Raw genomic sequence first — 22,357 nt, 5'->3', positions numbered from 1 at the left:
CAGGGGGGACCCTGTGGGAGAGTAGGACGCCGCCGAACTATTATTAACGGGAAACCCCCGCACCCTCTGGGTGCGGGGGTTTTCTGCGTTCAAGGGCAATTGCCTTTACCGCGCCCCCCAACCCCCACCCCTCTACTCCGGCCGCACTACTTTTGTGTCGTAGGCCAGAATTACCGCCTGAACTCGGTCCCTCGCCCCCGTTTTCGCGAGAATGCGGCCAACGTGTGTTTTCACCGTCGACTCCGCCAGGTGCAGCCGGCCCGCGATCTCCGCGTTCGTCCAGCCCTGCCCGATGACCGTGAGGATTTCGCGCTCCCGTTCCGTCAGTGAGGCCAGGCGTGGGTCCCGGAACGGGTCGGCGTCCTCGCCGGGCCTTGGCGGCAGATGATCGGCGTACGCGTCGAGGAGGCGGCGGGTGAGGCTCGGGGCCACGACCGCGTCTCCCGTGGCGACCGCTCGGACACCCGCGAGGAGCTCCTCCGGCAGGGCGTCCTTGATGAGGAAGCCCGAGGCTCCCGCGCGCAGGCCCGCGTACGCGTACTCGTCGAGGTCGAACGTGGTGAGGATCAGGACGCGGGTGCGGTCGCCCGCGGCCACGATGCGGCGGGTGGCCTCGATGCCGTCGAGGCCCGGCATGCGGATGTCCATCAGGGCGACGTCCGGGTGGAGTTCGGCCGTCATGCGGACCGCCTCGCTGCCGTTGCCTGCCTCGCCCACCACCTTCATGTCGTCCTGGCTCTCCAGGAGCATGCGGAAGCCGAAGCGTTGCATCGGCTGGTCGTCGACGATGAGCACGGTCGTCACTGGGGAGATTCCTTGAGTTCCTGGGGGAGATGGAGTCTTACCTGCCAGCCGCCCGGCGGTTGCCGCAGCGGGCCTGCCTCAAGTGTCCCGTCGTACAGGGCCGTTCGCTCGCGCATTCCCGTGAGACCCCGGGCCGGCGAGGCACCAGGTGAGGGGCGGCCGGGCGGTCCCGTGGCATTACCGGCCCCCGTGTCCGTCACCGTCGCCCGCACCCCGTCGTCGCCGTACTCGATTTCGACGTACGCCGTTGCCTCCGGGCCGCCGTGCTTCAGGGTGTTCGTGAGGGACTCCTGGACGACGCGGTAGACCGTCAGCTGGCGGCCCGCCGGGAGGGAGTCCGGGCGGCCGCGGACCGTGCTGCGGACCGGAAGCCCCGCGGCCCGTACCCCGTCGATGAGGTGGTCGAGGTCGGTGAGGGCGGGCTGGGGGGCCAGGGCGGCGGCCTCAGGTGGGTGAGGGGCGTCCTCGCGCAGGACGTCCAGGAGCCGGCGCAGCTCCGCAAGGGCCTGGCGGCTGGTCGTGCCGATGGCCGTGAGCGCCTGGGCGGCGCGTTCCGGGGACTTGGCGGCCGCGTACGAACCGCCGTCCGCGAGGGTCGTGATGACCGAGAGGTTGTGGCCGATGATGTCGTGCATCTCCCGGGCGATGCGGGTGCGTTCGGCGTTGGTGGCGAGCTGCGCCTGCTGGTCGCGTTCGACTTCTAGCTGCTTGGCGCGTTCGACGAGGGCCTGCGTGTAGTCCTGGCGGGAGCGCACCGCGATGCCGGCGAGAGCGACGACGACGAAGGACCAGACCTGAGGGACGACCAACTCGTCCCAACTGTTCCGCGGGTAGGAGAAGAAGCAGACCGTCATGGGCAGTGCGGTCATCGCGGCCGCACGGCCCAGGGTCCTCAAGGGCAGCCGCAGGGCGATGTTGAAGACGACGATGTACTGGATCAGCGCGGCCTGCAGCCAGGCGCCCGTCCAGTTGCTGGCCACGGTCACCGCCGCCATCACCGCGAGGGCGGCCAGCGGGTGGCGGCGGCGCCACAGCAGCGGGGCGGAGAGGCACACGCTCATCAGGTAGATCTGCCCCTGAGCCACCTGGGGGTTGGCCGCGGTGTTGCGCCAGCCGCCGGTGGCGTCGGTGAGGGCGGCGATCACGAAGAACGTGGTCACCAGCACGTCCCAGACCAGCGGGCGGCGCCTGTCGAAGGCGCGCACCCGCTGGGACGAGCGCTGGAGCAGCTGAGTGAGGGGGTGTGGCTCGGTCACGGCCTCATCCTCGTACAGGAGTTGGGCGAGTGCCCGGGAGTTCGCGGCCGCATCGTCAGACGTCGCGCCGCTTGAGGAGGACGGACGCCGCGGCGATGATCACGGCTGCCCAGAGAGCGAGCGTGAACAGGGCCGTCCCCGGGGCGATGGTGTTCTCCACCCGGGTGATCGAGCCGAGCGAGGTGGCCGCCTGGGCGGGGAAGTGCCGGATGGCGGTGTCCACGGCGGCGAACGGCAGCATCGTCAGGACCTCCGGCAGGATCAGCACGGCGCCGACGAACGCTCCGATGGCGCCGGGCACCGAGCGGAACAGGGCGCCGAGGCCGAGCGCGATGAGGCTCAGAAGGGTGATGGCCGCGGCGCTGCTCGCGAGGGCGCCCAGGACGCCGGAGTCCGTCAGGGACAGCTCCTTGTCGGAGCCGGAGAGCCAGATCTGGGCGGCGAGGAACGTGACGACATTGGTGGCGAGAGACATGGTGAAGGCGACGGCCGTGAAGATCCCCGCCTTGGACCACAGGACAGGCAGGCGGTTCGGGACGGCGGTGAGGGACGCCCGGATCATGCCCGTCGAGTACTCGCCCGCGGTGACGAGGATGCCGAGGACCGCGAGGCAGATCTGGGAGAGCTGCGTGCCGAAGAGGGTGAAGACGACCGTGTCGATGTCGGCGTCGTCCCCGTCGTAGGTGACGCCCATCGTGATGCCGACGGCCAGGACGAGGGCGCCGGCGGTGAGCAAGGTGATCCAGGTCGAGCGGAGCGTCCACAGCTTGTGCCATTCGGAGCGCAGGATGCCCTTGGTGCTCAGGCGGTACGCCGGCGAGGGCCCCGGGGCCGTCCTGATGGTGGGCGGGAGAGTGTCGGTGCTCATGCTGCGGCTTCTTCCGGTTGCGGGGTGATCGACGGGGTGACGTACTCGGCCGAGTCACGCGTCAGGTCCATGAACGCCTGCTCCAACGAGGCCGAGTGCGGGGTCAGTTCGAAGAGCGGGATGCCGTGGCGCGCCGCCGTGCGGCCGATGTGTTCGGCGTCGGTGCCGCGTACGTCGAGGACGCCCGGCGCGTCACTCGTGATCTGCACGCCGGGCTCGGCGAGCAGCTCGCCGAGGAGGCCCGCCTCCGGGGTGACGACCTTGACGGAGCCGGTTCCCGAATCGCGTACGAACGTCTCGACCGTGGTGTCCGCCAGGAGCCTGCCGCGGCCGATGATGATCAGGTGCTCGGCGGTCAGCGCCATCTCGCTCATGAGGTGCGAGGAGACCAGGACCGTACGGCCCTCGGCGGCAAGGGACTTGAGCAGGTTGCGGATCCACAGGACGCCCTCGGGGTCGAGGCCGTTGACCGGCTCGTCGAGGATGACCACCGCGGGGTCGCCGAGGAGCGCGGCCGCGATGCCCAGACGCTGGCCCATGCCGAGCGAGAAGCCCTTCACGCGCTTGCGCGCCACCTCGTGGATGCCCACGAGGTCCAGGACCTCGTCGACCCGGCGGCGTGGGATGCCGTGCGTGTGGGCCAGAGCCATCAGGTGGTGGAAGGCGGTGCGGCCCGGATGCACGGACCGGGCCTCCAGGAGCGCGCCCACCTCGTGCAGGGGCGCGGTGTGCGTCGCGTACGTCCGGTCGCCGATGGTGGAGCGCCCGCGGGTCGGGGCGTCCAGGCCGAGGAGCATCCGCATGGTGGTGGACTTGCCCGCGCCGTTGGGTCCGAGGAATCCGGTGACCGCGCCCGGGTGGACGGTGAAGGACAGGTCCTCGACGACGGTCTTCTCGCCGTAGCGCTTGGTGAGTTCGTATGCCCGAATCATGCCTCTGATGCTGGCGCGCGTGGCGGCGCGAGGCGTCGGACCAGGGGCGGGAGCCGGGTGGGTGCGTCTAGTACCGGGGTAGGACGGCGACCCTGAGGCCGTGGCCCGCGCCGGGTGGCTAGCCGGGGAGTTCCGCGTGCGGCCAGCGGGCGCGGGCCTGTTCGCGGGAGCGGAGGAGGGCCAGCGTGGGCAGGCCGCGGTCCGCGCCGGTGGACAGGAGCTCCGGGAGCTGGGGGAGCGGGGCCACGGCGGCCACGTCGTCCAGGATCAGCGTCATTGGTGGGTCGAGCCGACCGGAGGATGACCGTTCGGCCATGCGCCGGCCGTGCTCGACCACGCTTGAGGCGAGTGCCGTGAGGAGCGGCATCGCGCCGGGACCTTGGGGCGACTTGGGGTCCTCGATGGGTTCACCCACCACAAAAAGCGTGCCCCCTTCATCGATGAAGGAATCCAAGGTGAGGGCATCGGTTCGGTTCGGGGTGCACGATTCCCGTACGTTCAGGGTGAAGAGGGCGGAGAGTGCTCTCGCCGTCAACTCCTGGGCCATGTCCCGGCGTTCCGGGTACGCCGTGAGTGCCGCCTCCAGCTCGCCCGCGGCTCCCGAAGCCGCCTTCTGGTGTGTGCGCAGGACCCGTACGGCGTCCTGGACCCCGGTGCCCTGGGCCCAGCGGTGCACGTGCTTGATGGGGCGGCCGTCCACCGCCGCGGCGTGCAGGAAGCTGCGAAGGAGCGTTTCCGCTGTGTCGGCCACCGTGCTGTCCAGTTTGGCGCCGGGCCTTATGGCGGCCAGCAGGGCGGTGGCTCTCTGAGCGGCCACCGCCTTGTCCTCGCAGGCGGTGGTGGGGGGCCAGTGCATTCTCGCGGGGGTGTCGCAGAGGTGGGAGGGGTCGTAGACCAGGACCGGGCCGAGCTTCGCTCTGGCGTCCTTGGTCTCCTCCCACAGGGTGGGGTCCGAGGTGAGGACCAGGGCTGCGCCCTCGGCGTCTCGGATTGCCTCTGCCGCGAGGGGTCTGCGGGTTTCCTGGGGGCCCAGTACCAGGGGGGTACGGGGGGTGGGGACCGTCAGTTTCTCCATGCTCGGCGGTTCGGCGCGAGGCCCCTCAGTTGCCCTGACGCCCTGTTCATCGGCGCCCGGTGGTGTGGACGCAGCGGTCTCAGCGGGAGCTGTCTCGACCGGAGCCTTCTCAGCGGGAGCTGCCGCAACCGGAGCCGTCTCAGCGGGAGCCGTCTCGACCGGAGCCGTCTCAGCCGTCGCGCGCGCCTCCGGAGAAGGCGTGAGGCGTTGCTCGCGTCTCGCTCTCCGTACCGCCCGCCACCGCGTCACCGTCCCCAGGACGAAGATCGTCAGGACCACCAGCACCATCAGCTGGCCGATCAGGAGGCCCCAGAACAGGCCGTAGCCCGTGAGTTGCGCCGCCGGGGTGGCCGGCCAGGCGCCCGCGATGTCGTGTGGCTGCTGGAGCAGGTGCCGCATCGCCACCGGCGTATTGCCGAAGGTGACGTTCTTGGGCCAGGAGCCGTGCGAGAACAGGCCCGCGAGGCCCGTCGCCGACCAGACCAGGACCGTCAGGCCGAGCACGAAGGCGAGGCCGCCCACGAGGAGGCCGTCGGGGATGCCTCGCTCGCGTGACTCGCGCCGCCCGCCCCGGTAGCCGTACTCGGGCTCAGGCCCCCGGTATCCCATCGCTCATGCCACCCCGGAACGCGACGACGAAGGACCGTTCATCTGCTGCTCCATGTACGCCGCACGCTCCTCGGCCTCCAGCTCCGCCGCCCGCAGGGCGTCGTCGCCGAGCATCTGGTCCGCCGACGATTCCGTCATGGCGCGGTCGGTGAAGACCAGGGGGCGTTCGGTCTCGGTGATCAGGTGTTTGACCACCTGGACGTTGCCGTTCACGTCCCACACGGCGATACCGGGAGTGAGGGTGGGGATGATCTCCACCGCCCAGCGCGGCAGGCCGAGCACCCGGCCCGTCGCTCTCGCCTCGTCCGCCTTCTGGGCGTAGATGGTGCGGGTCGACGCCATCTTCAGGATCGCCGCCGCCTCCTTGGCCGCCGCTCCGTCCACCACGTCGCTCAGGTGGTGGACCACCGCCACGAAGGACAGACCGAGCCGCCGGCCGAACTTCAGCAGCCGCTGGAAGAGCTGTGCCACGAACGGTGAGTTGATGATGTGCCACGCCTCCTCCACCAGGAAGATGCGCTTCTTGCGGTCCGGGCGGATCCAGGTGTGCTCGAGCCAGACGCCCACGATCGCCATCAGGATCGGCATCGCGATCGAGTTGCGGTCGATGTGCGAGAGGTCGAAGACGATCAGCGGGGCGTCCAGGTCGATGCCGACCGTCGTCGGGCCGTCGAACATGCCCCGCAGGTCACCGTCGACCAGGCGGTCCAGGACGAGCGCGACGTCCAGACCCCACGCCCGTACGTCGTCTATGGCGACGTTCATGGCCTCGGCCGACTCCGGCTCCGGGTGCCTGAGCTGCTCCACGATGTCCGTGAGGACGGGCTGGCGCTCCACGATCGTCTCGTTCACGTACGCGTGGGCGACCTTGAGCGCGAAGCCCGAGCGCTCGTCGAGCCCGTGCCCCATCGCGACCTCGATGATGGTGCGGAGCAGGGCGAGCTGACCCGTCGTGGTGATCGAGGGGTCCAGCGGGTTGAGGCGGATGCCCATGTCGAGCGCGGCCGTCGGGTCCAGGCGGATGGGAGTTATCCCCAGCTCCTGGGCGATGAGGTTCCATTCGCCCACGCCGTCCTCGCCCTGCGCGTCGAGGACGACGACCTGCCGGTCCTTGAACCTCAACTGCCGCAGGACGTACGTCTTCTCGAGCGCCGACTTGCCGTTGCCCGACTCGCCGAGCACCAGCCAGTGCGGGGCCGGGAGCTGCTGGCCGTACAGCTGGAACGGGTCGTAGATGTAGCCCTTGCCGGAATACACCTCGCGCCCGATGATCACGCCCGAGTCGCCGAGGCCGGGGGCGGCCGTCGGCAGATAGACCGCCTGGGCCTGCCCCGTCGACGTACGCACCGGGAGTCTGGTCGTCTCCACCTTCCCGAACAGGAAGGACGTGAAGGCGTCCGTGAGGATGGTCAGCGGATCCCGCATGGTTGGCAGCCCTCAGCTCTAGCGTCGGATGCCGGTCGCGAACGGCAGCGTGTTGACGAAGGCCCTGTGGTGCTCGCGGTCGCACCACTCCAGCTTCAGATACGACTTCCCGGCCGAGGCCCGGATGGTGCGCTTGTCGCGTGCGAGGGCTTCGGGGGAACGGGACGAGACGGTGATGTAGCCGACCAGATTGACGCCGGCCGCGCCGCTCGCGAGGTCCTCGCCGCGCTGGTCCAGACGGGAGTTCGACGCGATGTCGCGGGGGTCGACCGTGCGGTTCATCTTGGCCTGGCGGCTGGCTTCCGCCTCGTCGTTCGTCTTCTCCGTCAGCATGCGCTCGATGGCGACCTCGGTGGGTTCGAGGTCCATGGTCACCGCGACCGTGCGGATCACGTCCGGGGTGTGGACGAGCAGCGGGGCCAGGAAGTTGACGCCGACGGGGGTCATCGGCCACTCCTTCACCCAGGCCGTGGCGTGGCACCAGGGGGCGCGGGTGGAGGATTCGCGGGTCTTGGCCTGGAGGTAGGTGGGCTCCATGGCGTCGAGCTCGGCGGGCCAGGCGTTGCGCTTCGTCATCGCCTGGATGTGGTCGATGGGGTGGTCCGGGTCGTACATGGAGTGCACGAGCGAGGACAGCCGCCCCTGCCCGAGGGGCTGCCGTACGCGGATGTCCGCTTCCTGGAGCCGTGAGCAGATGTCGGTCAGCTCGCGCGCCATGACGACCGCGAGGCCGGCGTCCTTGTCGAGCTTCCGGCCGCCGTGCGGGCGGCTGGCGCGCGCCATCGCCTGGGCCTCGGCGGCCAGGTCGCGGGAGTAGTGCATGCAGGCGACGAGATACGCGCGGTGCTGCTCGCTGCTGGTGGAGACCATCGACTGGAGCTGCTCGTACGACTGCTGAAGCCAGGGCAGTGCCCGGTCGTCGCCGCGCACGCTGACGTCCTTGGCGTGGGCGTCCGGGTCGGCGGGGAGGGTGCGCGCGAGCATTTGCAGCCGCGTCACGAACCCGTCCCCGTTGGCGACGTGCTTGAGCAGCGTGCCGAAGCGGTCGACCAGCGCCTCCTGGTCCTCGGAGTCGCGCAGGCCGACGCCGGGGCCCTCGATCTCGATGGCGGCGGTGACGGTCCGCCGGTCGGCGTGCAGGAGCACGGCGATCTCGTCGGGCCCGAAGGGCGCGGCCAGCCAGTTGATGCGGCCGATGCCCGGCGGCGGGCCGACCTCGACCTCCCTGCCGTCGAAGCGGATGCCCGCCTCGGGGGTGGCGGAACGGTAGGCGGTGCCGCGCTTGAGGGAGCGCTTGTAGCTGCGGTTGATCTCGAACCACTTGTAGAACGTGCGGCCCTTGTAGGGGACGTAGACCGCGGCGATCGCCAGCATCGGGAAGCCCATGAGCAGCACGATGCGCAGGGAGAGGACAGGGACCAGGAGCCCGCACATCATCCCGACGAAGGCGCCGGCGATGATCAGCGCGATCTCACCGGTCTCCCGGTTCTTGCCGACGATCGCGTTCGGCCGCGCACGGCCGATCAGATATGTGCGGCGGGGCGCGACCGGATGGGACACGTGGGACTGGGTGGTCATGAACGCCCTTCACCTCCCGAGCGATTGGTGCCAGTGGAGCCATTTCCTGAGCCGCGGTTGCGCGCGTGCGGTGTGCTGGTCGCGCTGCCCCGGGGCGGGGGTGCGGCGGAGGGGACAGATCCGCCGCCGTTCGATGAGCCTCCGCCGCCTCCGCCGGTGCGGCTGCTGTGGGCGGCGACGCCGCCGCTGGCGGGGTTGGCGGGCCGGGGCTGGTTGTTGCCGCCTCCGCCGCCGCCCCCACGGGAGCTGTGGGTCTTGATGCCCTGGGAGACGAGGGACGCGGGGGACGAGATGACGGCCGCGGCGCGGTTCTCCGCACCCTGGGAGATGCGGTTGTTCCGGGAGTTGGCGATCTCGTCGCCGAAGCCGGGGACGAAGCGGTAGATCATGGCGCTCGCGAAGATGGCGAGCAGGATGATCGAGAGCCCGGAGACGACCGCCGAGAAGGCGTCGGGCCCGTCGTCGGCGGACAGCGCTCCGGCGAGGCCGAGGACGATGACGATGATCGGTTTGACGAGGATGACGGCGATCATGATGCCCGCCCAGCGGCGGACGTGCGTCCACAGGTTCTTGTCGACCAGGCCCGCGTACACGACGGTGCCGAGCAGGGCGCCCACGTAGAGCAGGGCGGCCCGGATGACGAGCTCGAGCCAGAGGATGCCGGCCGCGAGGATCGACACGAGCGAGACGACGATCAGCATGATCGGCCCGCCGCCGATGTCCTCGCCCTTCTTCAGGGCCTCGGAGAACGTCCCGAAGAAGGTGTCCGTCTGACCGCCGGTGGCCTTCGCGATGACATCCGTGACGCCGTCGGCCGCCGAGACGACCGTATAGAGGATCAACGGCGTGAAGGCGGACGCGAGGACCGTCAGCCACAAAAACCCGATGGCCTCGGTGAGCGCGGTGGTGAGGGGGACGCCTCGCACTGCGCGTTTGGCGACCGCGAGGAGCCAGAGGAGCAGGGTCAGGATGGTGGACGCGGCGAAGACGACCGCGTACTGCTTGAGGAAGCTGGGGTTCGTGAAGTCGACCTCGGCGGTCTCCTTCACGGCTTCGGAGAGCTTGTCGACGGTCCAGGACGCGGCTTCGGCGCAGCCCTTGGCCAGGGAGGAGAGGGGGTCGGCGGTGGAGTCCAGGGGGGCGTCGGTGGGGTACTTGCCGCTGCTGTCGCCGCTGCTGCTTTCTTGGCCTTTTTCGCAGTATTTTTTGGCGGGGCCGCGGATCAGATCGCAGGGGTCGTCGTCGGGCTCGGGCGCGGCGACGGCCTGCGTGGCGAAGAGGACCACGGTGGTCTGCACCGTGGTTACCGCGGCTGCGAGCGTGAGGGTGCGACGGCGGTTGTTAGCGGGCATAAGTGAACCCTCCGTACTCCTCCACAGCCTTCGCCATGTCGTCGGCTGACGAGGCCCTTTGGTCGCGTCCGACGGGGACGGGGCCGTCCTTCTGCTTGAAGTCGGCGACCTTCCAGTCGCCCCCGACCCACCGCAGCTCGTACGTGTTCGTGAACCAGCTCTCGGAGACCGGATTCTTCGTGCTCTCTCCAGCAAGGCCGAAGAGCGAGGAGTACCAGATCTCCACGGTGGCCGAGTTGCCGCTCATCTGCTTGGACGTGGTGCCCACGGGGATGATCCGCGAGACGAAGGTCGTGCCCTTCGGTGCGCTGCCGTCAGGGTTCAGGCCGATGCCCGTCAGAAACTCCTTGCCGGAGTACACCTTGTCCAGCGAGGCCTGGCGAGAGGCGGCCGCCTGCGGGGTGTAGACGGTGTTGACGATGCTGTGGCGCAGGCCGGCCTTGAACATGTCCGCCGAGCCGAGCGCCACCGCATAGTTCGCCGCAGCGGACTCCGCCCCCTGCTCGCTCTTCGCGAAGCCCGAGGGGATGCCCGATGTCTTGCCGTCGACAGGCTTCTCGCCGGAGGCGGCGGTGGGGTTCGCTTCCGCCTTTTTTCCGTCCCCCTCTCCGGAGGAGGACCCGCTGTCGCCGCGGTTCGCGAAGGCGATGGCGGCGATCAGCACCACCACCACACCCACCACCGTCACGAGGGACCGGGACGAAGAACGGCCGGATCTGCGCGCTCCTCCGTACACATCCTGGCCACCCCCCTCACCCTCGGGGAGCCGGGTCCGGGTCTCGCCCGAGCCGCCGTAGAGGCCGCCGTTCCGCTCATCGTCGAGACTCATGCCGCGTACGCCCCCTCAACCTCTCGGTGAACCGCCACGTACGACGGTAGCCGTGCTGGTTCCCGCGCGGGCGCGGTGTGGTGACTCGACATCAGGGAGTTGCAACCTCAGCCGGTGGGCACGACGGATGGGTGGGTCGAAGGGGGACAGGGGGTGGGGGGACGGGGACGTATGTGACGTATGTGGGTGGCGGGGGCTAGACCGCCATGCCGTACACGATGGTGAAGACCGTGCCGAGCGAACCGATGATGAAGACGCCGGTCAGGCCCGCGATGATCAGACCCTTGCCCTGCTCCGCGCTGAAGGTGTCGCGCAGCGCCGTCGCGCCGATGCGCTGCTTCGCCGCGCCCCAGATCGCAATGCCGAGACAGAGGAGGATGGCGATCGCCATCACGACCTCGATCATCACCCGTGCCTCGTTGCCCAGGCTCCCGAAGGGACCCCAGTCGGGGGCGATCCCGCCGATGATGGTGGTGATGTCGCCCTTTTCGGCTGCCATAAGCATGTGTAACTCACCGCCCCTAGTGGGTTGTTCCGTCACCTCTGCCTACCGCAGTACAGAGGACAGCTCATTCTCGCCGACAAATGGGCCAGTGCATGTCGACTTGGCGTCATTCGTTGGCTGAAACGTATGGTCACTCTGTGTATCACGGTGAGTGACGCCGGGCAATGACGGCCCGGCGAGCCCTCTGACCAGGTCTCATTCTGACCGGGTCCGGTGACGGAGACTCACATCATCGGTCATGTACGCCTGTCGGGGCCATCCAGCCCCCGGAGGTCGTTCACGTCGTCGAGTCCGTCAAGCCCGTCGAGGCCGTCGAGACCGTCCAGGTCCCCGAGGCCGCCTCCCGTCACGACGTACGAGCAGTCGGTGTAGCGGTAGCCGGGCTGGATCTTGCTGCCCTCGGTGTTGTTGCGGACGCTTCCCACGCTGCTCGTGTCGCGCTTGTAGAGGAAGTGGTAGTCGCCGGGGGGCAGCCGGAGCGTCTTCTGCGGGTACCCGCTGCCCGCGAGGCAGGCCTTCTTGCCCTGGGCCCTGCTGGTGTACGTCTTGCAGTTGCCGCACGCGGAGAGCTTGAGGCTGCCGGTGGTCGGGCCGGTGTAGAGGACCTCGAGCGGGCCGGGGCCCCCGTTCTCGACGACGTACGTGAGCTTCGCGCCGCCCGGTGACTTCGCCGGCGGCAGGCTGCTGCCCGCAGCCGGGCGGGCCGCGGCGATCTCGGCGGCGATGGCGATGTCCTTGGCGCGGTCACGCTTGCCGTTGCTCTTGTAGGTCCCGGTGAAGTCGTTGAGGGTCTTGGCCGCCTGGCTGAACTTCCGGTCCTTGAACTCGTCCACGCCGCACGCGTACACCCCCGACTCCACCGCGTTCGCGGCGTCGTCGGAGAGGCCGTCGCCCTTGCCGTCGGGCAGGGCCTTGGCGGTGGTGTCGATGCCGCGGAGTTCCTCGGTGGCCTTGCAGGGGTCGGAGCCCTTCAGGTCCGACGAGCGGGCGTCGATGGCGTCGCGGATGGCGGGCTCGACCTTGCCTGCCTGGTCGGAGTCGGGGAACGTGCGCAGGAGCTCTCCCAGTTCATCGCCGTCGGAGCTCCCGGCCGCCGCCGTGGAGGCGGCTCCGAGACCTTGGCTGCCGCACTCGTAGAGGGACGTGGCCAGGCGGTCGTCGGGCCAGGTGGCGAGGGTGCCCACGCGGTCCTTGCCGAGGGAGCCGGGGACGGTGCGGAGGTACTTCAGGGGCTTGAGGGCGTCGCAGTACTCGCGCTCGTCGTAAGGGGCGGCGACGGACTTGTAGTACGTGGCGAGGCTGTCCGGGACGCGCTTGGCGGCCTTCGACTCCGGGTGGTCCTCGCCCAGGCCGCGGTAGATGGCGAGGGCGGAGCGGTAGTCGTCCTCGGCGGCGTCGAAGGTGCGGCCGTCGGCGGCCGTGACGATCTTGTCGGCCTTGTCGAGCCGGTCCAGCAGCATCTGCTCCACGGCCTCGTCGCGCGCGGCGTCGTACGCGATGACGCCTCCGGCGGGAACGGCGAGCAGGACGAGCCCGAGCCCGACGGCGAGCGGCGCGCGGAGCGGCCAGGCCTGGTGGGTACGGAGGGCGCGGCGGGCCCCGTCGGCCGCCGCGAGGACGAGGAAGGCCACGAACCCGACGAGTACGCCGCCGGGGACGCCGTCGACCTCGGCGGGAAGCGCCACGAAGAGGAGCGCTGCGGTCGCGGCCCAGCAGAGGGCAGCGAGGAGCCAGCGCTTCAGGAGGACGTAACCGAGGCCGAGACCGGTGAGATTCAGGAGCGCGGCGGACAGGGCACGCAGGGGGTCGGGCTCGGGTGGGGGGCCGGGAGGAGGGCCGGGTGGGGGCGCGGGCGGGCCGTAGGTGGGCGGGGCCGCGGGTGGTGGGGGTGTGGGTGGGGGGAACGGTGGCGATGCGGAGGGCTGGGGCGTGGGTGTGGGTGTGGGCGGTGGTGCCATCGGGGGCGGCGGGCCGAAGTGGCCCCCTTGGGGGGCTTCGGAGGGCGGGGGAGCGCTTGGCCCGGGGGCGGGCGCGGGGGCGGGGGCGGATGCGGGGCTTCGGCTCTCGCTCGGGGCTTGGCCCGGATGTGGTGCGCCGGGGGTTTCACCCGTCTCACCCGGGGCTTGGCCCGGATGTGGTGCGCCGGGGGTTTCACCCGTCTCACCCGGAACTTGACCCGGATGTGGTGCTTCCGGGGCCGCCGGGCGCTGCGGTTCGCCCGTACCGGAGCCGTGACCCGCGCGTTCCCCGTCCCCCGGGACCGCGTCGCTGGGCCCCGGACCACCGGGTACGGCGTCGTTGGGCTCTGCCCCCGTGGCGTGCTCGTCCCCAGGTTGCATGCTCGGCTCCCCCCAGCCGTCACAACGCAGCGCCTTGATTTGCGCTCAATTCCCCAACGATCGGGGAAAGTTGGACACCCGTCAACAGGCCGTGCAGTGCCGGGCCTCCCCGCCTCGCGGTCAGTCGCGCCGGCCGAGGGCCTTCGCCTGGGAGTGGGACCAGCCGGTCAGGAGTACGCCCCCGGCGAGCGCGAGGACGTACGCGGCCAGAAGAACCGCGAAGCTGCCGGGAATCCAGCCGAGGACGCCGGTGTGGCCGTGGTCGAGGAGCAGCCGGATGAGGCCCTGCGCGGAGAAACACATCAGGACTGCGCCGAGGATCTGCAGGATGTCGTATTTCACGGTACGAACGTATCAGTGCAGTAGGCGGCACATCGGCGCTCTGCCCATCCAATGTGGTATTACGTCACACATTCCAGGTCCTAGAATGAGAAACGTGCGTGACGAAAAGAAAGCCCGCTGCACGGTCTGCCGTGCCGAAATCACCGCCGCGGGCAAGCGTGGCCGCCCCGCTCTCTACTGCTCCCGGAGCTGTCAGGCGAGGGCCTATCGGCAGCGGAAGCGGCCCCCCGTCCCGGCGCCCGAGAGCCCGGCTCCCACGTCCGGCGCCCGGTCGCGCAGGCGCCGGCAGATCGCTGAGGCGGTGTGGCGCATCGCCGCCGAGCGAGGGCTGGACGCGGCGAGCATGCGGGAGGTCGCGGCGGAGGCGGGGGTGTCGCTGCGGGTGGTCCAGTACCACTTCGGCAGCAAGCACCAACTCCTCGTCACCGCCCTGCACATGCTGCACCGCGAGAACGAACGCCTGGCCCGGACCCGCATCCACTTCGACCCCGCGAACCTGCGCGGTGTACTCAGCGCCATGCTCGACGAGTTCCTGCCGCTGGACGCTCAACGGACCATGGCTCTGCGGGTGTTCTCCGCGTACTACGCACGCAGCCTCACCGACCCGGCCATCGCGGCGGTCTTCCTGAGCGACGATCACCCCCTGGAGGAACTCGTCGCCGGTTTCATCGCCACGGCCCAGGAGAGCGGGCAAACGGCCCCGGGCCTGAACGCCCGACACGAGGCCGACCTCCTGGTGGCGGCGGCGGTCGGTCTGGGCGGGGACGTACTCCACGATCGCCGCACTCTGACCGACGTACGCGGCACGCTCGATTACCACCTGGACAAGATCTTCAACCCCGGCCGGTCGCAGCACGCTTGATCGCTTCGGGCGAGAGCGGGAGGGGGTGAAGCGTCAGCGATTCGGCGTGACTCCGGCGCGCCGACCGCGTTCGAGGTCGTCGGGCGTGATGCCCCATCCGGCGATCCGGCTGCCGTCGCCCTTTCCAAGCCCCTGGTCGAGGATCTGGAAACGACGGGGCGATCGCCCGCTCCGAGTCGGCGGCGCGGCAACAACGCCGATCATGCGCGGGTCCCCGGCGATCCAGACGGTCTCGATCTGCGCCTTCAGTCGAGGCTTAACGCGGGGTGCCAGCCGTCGGGACCACCAGTTGAGGCGGTAGTGCTTGCTGAAGACCAGCGGGAGCCGCTGCTGCGGATCGGCGGGATTGGGCAGCTCGAACCATCCGTGCTGGGGCCCCACGACCTCCGGGTGGTCCGCGAGGCCGCGAGGTACGTCATGGAGCACCTGCCACGGGAACGCGCGCAGGATGCGCCGCATGCCCAGAGCTGTGGGGATGTAGCCCACCTGGATGAGCATGCGATAGGGGCTGTAGAGCCAGTACGGCAGGAAGATCCACACAGCCCAGTCGGGTGTCCTGAGTGAGATTCCCAGGAGCGCGATCCAGATACCGGCCCAACCGACCAGACCGGCCGCATTCCTCAGCATGTGCAGCTGCCAGGCCCGGCGAGTAGGCGGGTGATCCCAGGCGGTGGGGAATCCAGCAGGGTTCACTTGGAGACTCTCTCTACAGGAAAAGGTCAGAAGGCAGAGAGCGTAGGTGGCTCGGGGCTTTTGGTGGGGCTCGGGCTTTTGGGGTACGTCGACCGGCTGATGTGGTGTAGGGCTCGGGGCCGATTCTCTTTGCGGGTGTGCCGATTAGCGTTTTTGGCATGCGAATCGGACTGCTCGGAACCGGAAATGTGGCTCGCGCGCTGGCAACTGGATGGCAGGCAGCGGGGCATGACGTCGTACTGGGATCGCGATCCCCGAAGGAGCGGGGCGGGGCGGAGGAGCTGCGGGGACTGGATGTCGTCACGCTCGCGGAGGCCGCCGCGCACGGGGACGTGTTGGTCAACGCCACGCCCGGTACGGCCTCGATGGACGTGCTGAAGGAGATCGGGGCGGCGTCCCTGGCCGGGAAGGTGCTGGTCGACATCGGGGTCGGGTTCACCGGGGACATGGAGCTCTCCCACCCCAACTACAGCCTCGGCGAGGAGATTCAGGCCGCATTTCCCGACGTGGCCGTGGTCAAGACGCTTGCCACCGTCGACTCCGTCGTGATGAAGGACCCGGGGAGTCTGGAGGAGCCGGCGACGATCTTCCTCTCCGGCGACGACGCCGACGCGAAGCAGACCACGCGGCAGTTGCTGAGCGACCTCGGATGGGCCGATGCCTCCCAGTTGGACCTGGGAGGCATCCGGACCGCACGCGGCCAGGAGCACGCCGCGTATCTGTTCATGGGCGTGGCCGAGGCGATCGGCTCGTACGGGTTCGGCTTCAAGGTGGTGCGTCCGCGGGCCGCGTGAGCAGGTGCCGGGGACGGGGGCGAGGTCGGGGCCGGGGGTTTCAGCCTGCCGGGGAGTCGCTGACCTTGCCCACCGGGTTGATCTCCAGCTTGACGGAGCTCTCGCCGTCGGAGACCGGGAGCGTGCCCGCGGGCCAGTCGAGCGTGACGTGCTTGGTCTCGTTCGGGGGAGTCACGACGAGGCTGGTGATGCGGACGCCGGAGCCGCCCGAGTTGTTGTACGGGAACGTGATGTTGAAGGCGGCTGACTCGCCGTCCTTCAGGACGCCGGGCGTGGGCTGCTCGCCGTTGCGGCTCACGGAGAGGGTGTCGCCCGTGGATGCCGTCAGGTCGACCCCCGCGTAGCCCTTGATGGAGCAGTCGCGGCCGCCGCCGTTCTTGAAGACGACGGTGACGACGCCCTCCGTCTTGTCGGTGGTGTTGTCGGTGGCGTTCACCTCGAGCTCGTCGGTGCGGCAGATGCCGACCTTCTTCGAGTCGGTTCCGGCTCCGGTTCCGGTACCGGTATCGGTATCGGTTCCGGCGCCCGCGTTCGCATCGGTGCCGGAACCGTCGCTCCCGCCGGTGCTCTTGTGGCCGCTTCCCTCGCTCGAGGATTCCCCGGTGCCGCCGCTGCCGCTGCCGCCACCCTTCTCCGCCGAGTCCGACGCGCTGGGCTTGGTGTCCGCCGACGCGTTGTCGTCGCCGTTGCACGCGGTGAGCGAGAGGGCGGCGACGAGGCCGATGACTGCTGCGACGGCCTTGCGGGTGTGCTTCATGGGTTCCCCCGGAGTAGTGCTGGGCTGTGGTGATCACAGCTAAGGGGGGCGGCTCCCGCGCGGGCAAGGAACGCCGGAGCATCCGGGACGCTGGAACGGTTTCGGGGCCCTGACCTGCGTAAATGATCGTCGCTTGGGACGGTGAGGTGGGACGTGCGGTGTACGTGCCGAGTCACGTGGCGTGGGGTTTTCGATCATGAACTTGGTTTGATCATGGACATGCAGGTGATCTAGGGTCCCGGCGTCAATACTCGGCGGGGGAACGGATCACACCATCATGCGTACGCGCTCCAGGCTGGCCGCAGTCGTCGCGGCGGCGGCTCTTGCTCTGACGGTGACCGGCTGCGAGGACGAGGGTGAGGGCAAGGACGACGGCGCGTCCGCGTCCGCGGCGGTGTCCGGCTCGGGGGCCGACTCCGGCTCGGGGGCCGACTCCAGCCCTGGCTCCGACTCCGGCGTGGACACCGGCACCAGCGCCAGTGCCGGCGCCACTCCCGGTGCCACTCCCGGGGCCGACTCCGACGCGGCGCCCGCTCGTAACGGCGGCAGCAGCGGCGGGCCCGAAGTCCGGCAGAAGTGGATGCTGGAGAACATGCCCCGGGCCGGCACGGTGATGGCCGCGGGCGAGTACCTCCAGCGCTTCACCACGTGCGAGCGGTACAGCATCGATCCGTCCGACGAGCGCTACTACCCCATGGACGAGAAGTTCGACCTCTCCTGGGGCGTGCAGTTCCGCGGTACGTGCGACGACGGCGGGGACGGCTGGATCCGGGTCTTCAAGACCAGCGACATGAAGCAGTTCCAGACCGCCTACAAGGCGGAGATCACCGAGCGGATGAAGACCGACGAACGCGCCGGGATAGAGGGCGGCTTCGCGATCGGCAAGGACTTCGCCGTGATCGCGCCGGACGGCGAGACGCTCCGGGATCTTTCGGGGTCGTCACTCCTGGAACTCAACTGCAACCCGAACTTCCGGCCCGAGGGCGATGTGTCCACGGCGCCCGCGCTGATCGACGGCTGCCTGCTGACCGACGAGTTCGTAGAGGGCTGACCCCTGGCGCCGGGAGACGGCGCCGGCGCCGTCACTCCGCCTCCTCGACCCCCGCGGGCCCCTCCACCCCCTCCACCCCTTCCACGAAGTGGTCGAACTCGCCCGCCTGTACGCCCAGTACGAAGGCGTCCCACTTCTTCCGCGTCGTGGTCACGACGTTCTCGGGGTCACTGGTTTCCCGGAGGTACACGGCGTCCTGCGGGCCGTACGCGATCTCGATCCAGGGCCCCGGGCCCTCCTCCCCCTCGGGGGCGGCACGGATCCAGTCGAGGTCCGGGGGTACGGAGGGCGTGGGGGAGGTGCTTTCGGACATGGACGGTTCCCTGGCTCGGCTCGGCTCGGTCGGTCTGTGTGGCGGCGCTCGCCCGCTCGGCCATACGCGGCCTGAGGTGGGATTCTGCTCCGTTTACGGGGTGGAGGATGTCAGACTGGGGCGCGGTGGACTCCCGCATGATGAGGGGTGGTTGACGGTGCGTAAGGCGTGGCTGGTCGCGGCCGTCGGTATCGGTGGGGCGATGAGCTTCATCGCCCTGCTCGTCGTGGGGACGTACATGGCCGCCGGGAGCATGGCGAACGGAGCCGGTCAGGGCAACGTGGGGCTCGCGAAGGGCGCCGTGCCCGCCACCTATCAGCCCCTCGTGCAGAAGTGGGGCAATCTCTGCAAGGCCATCAATCCCGCGCTGCTCGCCGCGCAGCTGTACCAGGAGAGCGGGTTCAACCCGAAGGCCAAGAGCCCGGCCGCGGCCCAGGGGATAGCGCAATTCATCCCGGGGACCTGGGCCACGCACGGGGTGGACGGTGACGGCGACGGCGACCGCGACGTCTGGGACCCGAAGGACGCCATCCCGTCCGCCGCTTCGTACGACTGCAAACTCGCCGGTTATGTGAAGGACGCCCCGGGAAGCCCGACGGAGAACATGCTCGCCGCGTACAACGCGGGTGCGTACGCCGTCATCAAGTACGGCGGTGTTCCCCCTTACCGCGAGACCCAGAATTACGTGAAGACCATCACGGACCTGGAGAAGAGCTTCGCCCGGCCCACCGGCAGGGTGCAGCCCTCGGAGCAGGCGGCGGGCGCGATCTATTACGCGCAGAAGAAGCTCGGCACGCTCTATCTGTGGGGCGGCAATGGAACCGCCGAACAGAACGGCAGGTTCGACTGCTCCGGTCTTACTCTCGCCGCCTATCGCAGCGTGGACATCGATCTGCCGCGTGTGGCGAACGACCAGTACAACGCGGGGCCCCATCCGAAACGGGACGAACTGCTCCCGGGTGACCTCGTGTTCTTCTCGGACGACCTCACCAATTCCCGTGCCATCCGGCATGTCGGGATCTATGTGGGCGGGGGCTACATGATCAATGCCCCGCGGCCCGGTGCGGTGATCCGGTTCGACCCGATCGATACGCCGGATTACTTCGGCGCGACCCGCGTCACGGAGGACGGCGCGGAGGCCGTTCGCGGCGCGTGATGTGGCTTGAACTCTCCGTCAGTACACTTCTCTGAGCTGCGGTGATGAGTCTCTCTTCGGTAACGTCTGCGTGATCATTCGGTGGAGAGTGGAACGTAGTGAAGGGGGCCACGCGTTCCCTTGACCGTAGCCACGGGGGTTGACGGAAGGACGCACGGCAAGGTGCGTCCGAGGCGAGGAGACAAGGGGCCGCAGCACCATGGCTGGACTCGACACCACAGGGTCGAACCCCGACGTCAGCCTGCTCTACGACATCAACGGCCTTGCCGAGGATTCACCGGCCTGGCTGGCGAAGTCGATCGCATTCGTCGGCGAGTACGGACTGCTGCTCGCGCTTGTTCTGCTGGTCCTCTGGTGCTGGTGGGGGCAGCGAAAGCGCGAAACGCTGGATGATGCCGCTTCCTCTGTCGCCGCTGTTGTCTGGGCGCCCTTGGCGGCCGGGATCGCCGTTCTGGTGAATGTGCCGATCCGGGGATTCGTCGAGCGCCGTCGGCCTTTCAAGGACCATGACGGCCTTGAGCTCCTTGTGCACGGAAAGACCGACTTCTCCTTCGTGAGCGATCACGCGACGCTCGCGATGGCTCTGGGCGTCGGGCTTTTCGTGGCCAACCGGAAGTTCGGTCTTGTCGGCATCGCCCTCGCCTTGTCCGAAGGTTTCTGCCGGGTCTTTATGGGCGTGCACTATCCGACGGACGTCGTCGGCGGATTCGCGCTCGGGACGGCTGTCGCGCTGTTGCTCTCGCCGCTGGCGATGGCTCTGCTGACCCCTGTGGTCAGGGCCGTCGGACGGACGGGGCGGGGCGCTCGGCTGGTGTGGGCGGAGCCTCGGGACGAGGCTGTGGCCGAGCTTCCCCGGCGGACGGCCGCCGGGCCGGATGAGCGGGATCTTGCGGCGTAGCGGTCGGCTTCTCGTCCGCGCGGCGGCGCTTCAGGAGCCACCAGCCGGTGCCGGCCGCCGCCACGGTCACTCCCGCGGAGATGGCGGTCAGGGCGCCCGCCTGGGGGTGCGTGCCGGCGTCGGCCGCGTGGGCCGCGGGGGCCGTCAGAGCCAGTAGGGCGGCGGTGGACGCTGCGGCTGTGGCTATTCGCGGGTTCATACCCCCAGAGCAGCCGGGTCCCGGGCAGTGGGCCACCCGAGGGCGTGTCGGGTGGGGCTGTTCGGGTTGCCGGGGACGCCGTCCGGGGTAACGGAGGGTTCGGGCGGGCCGGGGAGTCAGAGGGCCTGCGCGAAGTCGAAGAAGCGCTTCGGGTCGTACTGCTTCTTCAGTTTCTTCAGGCGAGGGGCCGCCGGGCCGTAGTAGGCCTCGCGCCAGTTCTTCAGGGTCGGGTCCGCGTAATTCTGGTACGCCGCTCCGGACGCGTACCGGCCCATCGCCCCATGAGCCGTTTTCAGCCATGCCTGTGCGGGCTTGCCGGACGTCCCCGGGCGCCAAGCCGCGATGTACTGCGCCAGCATCCGGGAGCGGCGGTGCACGAAGGCCGTGGCCGTCGGGTCGACCCGGTTGATCGCGCCGCCCAGGGCGGTGAGGGCGATGCTGCCGGCGCTCGCGCCCGTCACGTTCTCCACCTGGGCGAGGAGCGTGCGGATTCCGGCCGCCGACAGCGAGCGGTCGAAGAAGTCCGAACTCGCCGCGTACGTCTCGCGGTTCAGCGCCCCCTGCGGGCTCCGCCCCGGCGTCGCGCCCGGCAGGTGGCACTGGGCGTCCGACGCGAAGGACGAGCAGCCCGCGTAGACCTCCATCGCCTCCTCGTACGAGCGCCGCTTCAGCGAGACGCTGCGGGCCGGGGCGCCGATCTTGTCCGCCAGGCGGTCCACCGCGTTCTGGAGTTCCCCGTACGTGCCCAGGGAGAAGCAGGCGACCGACACCGTGGGCGTGCCGCCCGGCGTGTTCGCCAGGTGCGCCGACGACCAGATCTCGTCCGGCTGGTCGGGGCCCCACTCCTGCCACGCCTTGATGACCGCGGCCGCCTTCGACCAGGGCCAGCTCATGTACGCCGAGACGCCCTGCGGGGCCGCGTGCGTGCGGAACCGGAGCTCCGTCACCACACCGAAGTTTCCGTTGCCCGCGCCGCGCAGCGCCCAGAACAGGTCCTTGTTCTCGTTCTTGCTCGCCGTCAGCTGTTTGCCGTCCGCCGTGACGAGCGTCGCCGACGTCAGGCTGTCGCAGGTCAGGCCGTACGCCCGCGAGACCACCCCGTGGCCGCCGCCGAGGGTCAGGCCCGAGACGCCGACGGTCGGGCAGGAGCCCGCCGGGATCGTCACGCCCTTCGCGGCGAGCGCGCGGTAGACGTCGATCAGCTTCGCGCCCGCGCCGACCGTGGCCGTCGAACCACTGGCCCGCGTCTTGTTCAGCTTCGACACGTCGACGATGAGGCGTCCCGTGCCGGACGACCAACCTCCGTAGGAGTGGCCGCCGTTGCGTATGGAGACCGGGACGTCGTGCGCGCGGGCGTAGGCCAGGGTCGTGCGGATGTCGTCCGGGTTCGCCACGTACGCGACCGCCGTCGGCTTCAGGCTGTCGTAGCGCGTGTTGTAGAGCTGCCGGGCCGCCGCCCACTGTGCCTCTCCCGGCTTGACCAGGGTGCCGTCCAGGTCCTTGGCGAGGGCGGTGAGGTTCGCCGCCGCCGACGCGGCCGCGCTCGACGTACGGATGGGGGTGCCGGAACGGGGAGCGTCCGCGCTGCGGGAGGTCGCGCCGCCGCCGTTGCCGCTGCCGGAGCAGCCCGCCGCCGCGAAGGCCGCCGCGGCCGCCGCCGTGGTGCCGATGAACGTACGCCGTTCCATGTCGCCCCTCCCGTTGCCTTCCCGGAGTACGA

21 protein-coding genes are annotated in these 22,357 nt (G+C 69.7%); 5 read left to right on the top strand and 16 right to left on the bottom strand.

The window, feature by feature from the left end; translation table 11 throughout:
- Positions 1 to 132: 132 nt before the first annotated feature.
- The 12 genes from ACWD02_RS26915 to ACWD02_RS26860 all read right to left on the bottom strand — a co-directional run bounded on the left by ACWD02_RS26915 (position 133) and on the right by ACWD02_RS26860 (position 13,914).
- Positions 133 to 804 (bottom strand): response regulator, encoded by a 672-nt coding sequence (locus ACWD02_RS26915; protein ID WP_451214986.1) that lies wholly within the window; start codon positions 802 to 804, stop codon positions 133 to 135.
- On the bottom strand, positions 801 to 2,060 hold the full coding sequence (locus ACWD02_RS26910) for a sensor histidine kinase (RefSeq protein ID WP_451214985.1): 1,260 nt from the start codon (positions 2,058 to 2,060) through the stop codon (positions 801 to 803). The genes ACWD02_RS26915 and ACWD02_RS26910 overlap by 4 nt, the downstream gene beginning before the upstream one ends.
- Before the next feature lie 55 nt (positions 2,061 to 2,115).
- Positions 2,116 to 2,928 (bottom strand): ABC transporter permease, encoded by an 813-nt coding sequence (locus tag ACWD02_RS26905; RefSeq protein ID WP_451214984.1) that lies wholly within the window; start codon positions 2,926 to 2,928, stop codon positions 2,116 to 2,118.
- Positions 2,925 to 3,860, bottom strand: coding sequence for an ABC transporter ATP-binding protein (locus ACWD02_RS26900; protein ID WP_451214983.1), 936 nt, complete (start codon positions 3,858 to 3,860; stop codon positions 2,925 to 2,927). The genes ACWD02_RS26905 and ACWD02_RS26900 overlap by 4 nt, the downstream gene beginning before the upstream one ends.
- A gap of 118 nt (positions 3,861 to 3,978) precedes the next feature.
- Positions 3,979 to 5,544 (bottom strand): TraM recognition domain-containing protein, encoded by a 1,566-nt coding sequence (locus ACWD02_RS26895; protein ID WP_451214982.1) that lies wholly within the window; start codon positions 5,542 to 5,544, stop codon positions 3,979 to 3,981.
- Positions 5,545 to 5,547: 3 nt separating this feature from the next.
- Positions 5,548 to 6,969 carry an ATP-binding protein gene (locus ACWD02_RS26890; protein WP_451214981.1) on the bottom strand — a complete coding sequence of 474 codons (1,422 nt, stop codon included), beginning with the start codon at positions 6,967 to 6,969 and terminating at the stop codon, positions 5,548 to 5,550.
- Between the two features lie 18 nt (positions 6,970 to 6,987).
- Positions 6,988 to 8,547 (bottom strand): SCO6880 family protein, encoded by a 1,560-nt coding sequence (locus ACWD02_RS26885; protein WP_451214980.1) that lies wholly within the window; start codon positions 8,545 to 8,547, stop codon positions 6,988 to 6,990.
- Positions 8,544 to 9,899, bottom strand: coding sequence for a hypothetical protein (locus ACWD02_RS26880; RefSeq protein ID WP_451214979.1), 1,356 nt, complete (start codon positions 9,897 to 9,899; stop codon positions 8,544 to 8,546). The genes ACWD02_RS26885 and ACWD02_RS26880 overlap by 4 nt, the downstream gene beginning before the upstream one ends.
- Complete coding sequence (locus ACWD02_RS26875) at positions 9,889 to 10,728, bottom strand: hypothetical protein (RefSeq protein WP_451214978.1); 840 nt, start codon at positions 10,726 to 10,728, stop codon at positions 9,889 to 9,891. Before ACWD02_RS26875 ends, ACWD02_RS26880 begins: the two co-directional genes overlap by 11 nt.
- A gap of 196 nt (positions 10,729 to 10,924) precedes the next feature.
- Positions 10,925 to 11,233, bottom strand: coding sequence for a hypothetical protein (locus tag ACWD02_RS26870; protein WP_160505898.1), 309 nt, complete (start codon positions 11,231 to 11,233; stop codon positions 10,925 to 10,927).
- A 236-nt stretch (positions 11,234 to 11,469) separates the two neighbouring features.
- The gene (locus ACWD02_RS26865; protein WP_451214977.1) at positions 11,470 to 13,191 is read right to left on the bottom strand and encodes a hypothetical protein; all 1,722 of its coding nucleotides are present in this window, start codon (positions 13,189 to 13,191) and stop codon (positions 11,470 to 11,472) included.
- Between the two features lie 501 nt (positions 13,192 to 13,692).
- A complete protein-coding gene (locus tag ACWD02_RS26860; protein ID WP_451214976.1) occupies positions 13,693 to 13,914 on the bottom strand; it encodes a hypothetical protein in 222 nt (73 codons plus the stop codon).
- Between the two features lie 94 nt (positions 13,915 to 14,008).
- Here ACWD02_RS26860 and ACWD02_RS26855 point away from each other — a divergent pair, with 94 nt between their 5' ends.
- Positions 14,009 to 14,776 (top strand): TetR/AcrR family transcriptional regulator, encoded by a 768-nt coding sequence (locus ACWD02_RS26855; RefSeq protein ID WP_451214975.1) that lies wholly within the window; start codon positions 14,009 to 14,011, stop codon positions 14,774 to 14,776.
- A 33-nt stretch (positions 14,777 to 14,809) separates the two neighbouring features.
- Here the strand turns inward: ACWD02_RS26855 and ACWD02_RS26850 are convergent, their stop codons facing one another.
- Complete coding sequence (locus tag ACWD02_RS26850; protein ID WP_451214974.1) at positions 14,810 to 15,403, bottom strand: hypothetical protein; 594 nt, start codon at positions 15,401 to 15,403, stop codon at positions 14,810 to 14,812.
- Positions 15,404 to 15,627: 224 nt separating this feature from the next.
- On the opposite strand from ACWD02_RS26850, the gene ACWD02_RS26845 reads away from it, so the two are divergent.
- Positions 15,628 to 16,263 (top strand): NADPH-dependent F420 reductase, encoded by a 636-nt coding sequence (locus tag ACWD02_RS26845; protein WP_451214973.1) that lies wholly within the window; start codon positions 15,628 to 15,630, stop codon positions 16,261 to 16,263.
- 40 nt (positions 16,264 to 16,303) lie between these two features.
- On the opposite strand, the gene ACWD02_RS26840 is transcribed toward ACWD02_RS26845, so the two are convergent.
- Positions 16,304 to 17,020 carry a DUF4232 domain-containing protein gene (locus tag ACWD02_RS26840; protein WP_451214972.1) on the bottom strand — a complete coding sequence of 239 codons (717 nt, stop codon included), beginning with the start codon at positions 17,018 to 17,020 and terminating at the stop codon, positions 16,304 to 16,306.
- A gap of 277 nt (positions 17,021 to 17,297) precedes the next feature.
- Between ACWD02_RS26840 and ACWD02_RS26835 the strand changes: the two genes are divergently transcribed.
- Positions 17,298 to 18,071 carry a hypothetical protein gene (locus tag ACWD02_RS26835; protein ID WP_451214971.1) on the top strand — a complete coding sequence of 258 codons (774 nt, stop codon included), beginning with the start codon at positions 17,298 to 17,300 and terminating at the stop codon, positions 18,069 to 18,071.
- Positions 18,072 to 18,102: 31 nt separating this feature from the next.
- Here ACWD02_RS26835 and ACWD02_RS26830 read toward each other — a convergent pair whose 3' ends face one another.
- Positions 18,103 to 18,384 carry a DUF397 domain-containing protein gene (locus tag ACWD02_RS26830; RefSeq protein WP_451214970.1) on the bottom strand — a complete coding sequence of 94 codons (282 nt, stop codon included), beginning with the start codon at positions 18,382 to 18,384 and terminating at the stop codon, positions 18,103 to 18,105.
- 157 nt (positions 18,385 to 18,541) lie between these two features.
- Between ACWD02_RS26830 and ACWD02_RS26825 the strand changes: the two genes are divergently transcribed.
- Complete coding sequence (locus ACWD02_RS26825) at positions 18,542 to 19,540, top strand: C40 family peptidase (RefSeq protein ID WP_451215009.1); 999 nt, start codon at positions 18,542 to 18,544, stop codon at positions 19,538 to 19,540.
- A gap of 199 nt (positions 19,541 to 19,739) precedes the next feature.
- Positions 19,740 to 20,438 (top strand): phosphatase PAP2 family protein, encoded by a 699-nt coding sequence (locus tag ACWD02_RS26820; RefSeq protein WP_451214969.1) that lies wholly within the window; start codon positions 19,740 to 19,742, stop codon positions 20,436 to 20,438.
- A 315-nt stretch (positions 20,439 to 20,753) separates the two neighbouring features.
- Here the strand turns inward: ACWD02_RS26820 and ACWD02_RS26815 are convergent, their stop codons facing one another.
- The gene (locus ACWD02_RS26815) at positions 20,754 to 22,325 is read right to left on the bottom strand and encodes an FAD-binding oxidoreductase (RefSeq protein ID WP_451214968.1); all 1,572 of its coding nucleotides are present in this window, start codon (positions 22,323 to 22,325) and stop codon (positions 20,754 to 20,756) included.
- Positions 22,326 to 22,357: the final 32 nt, after the last annotated feature.

It is taken from the genome of Streptomyces sp. NPDC002853 (assembly GCF_053591915.1).
The sequence above is the reverse complement of the archived record's forward strand: the minus strand, read 5'-3'. Positions and strand labels throughout refer to the sequence as shown.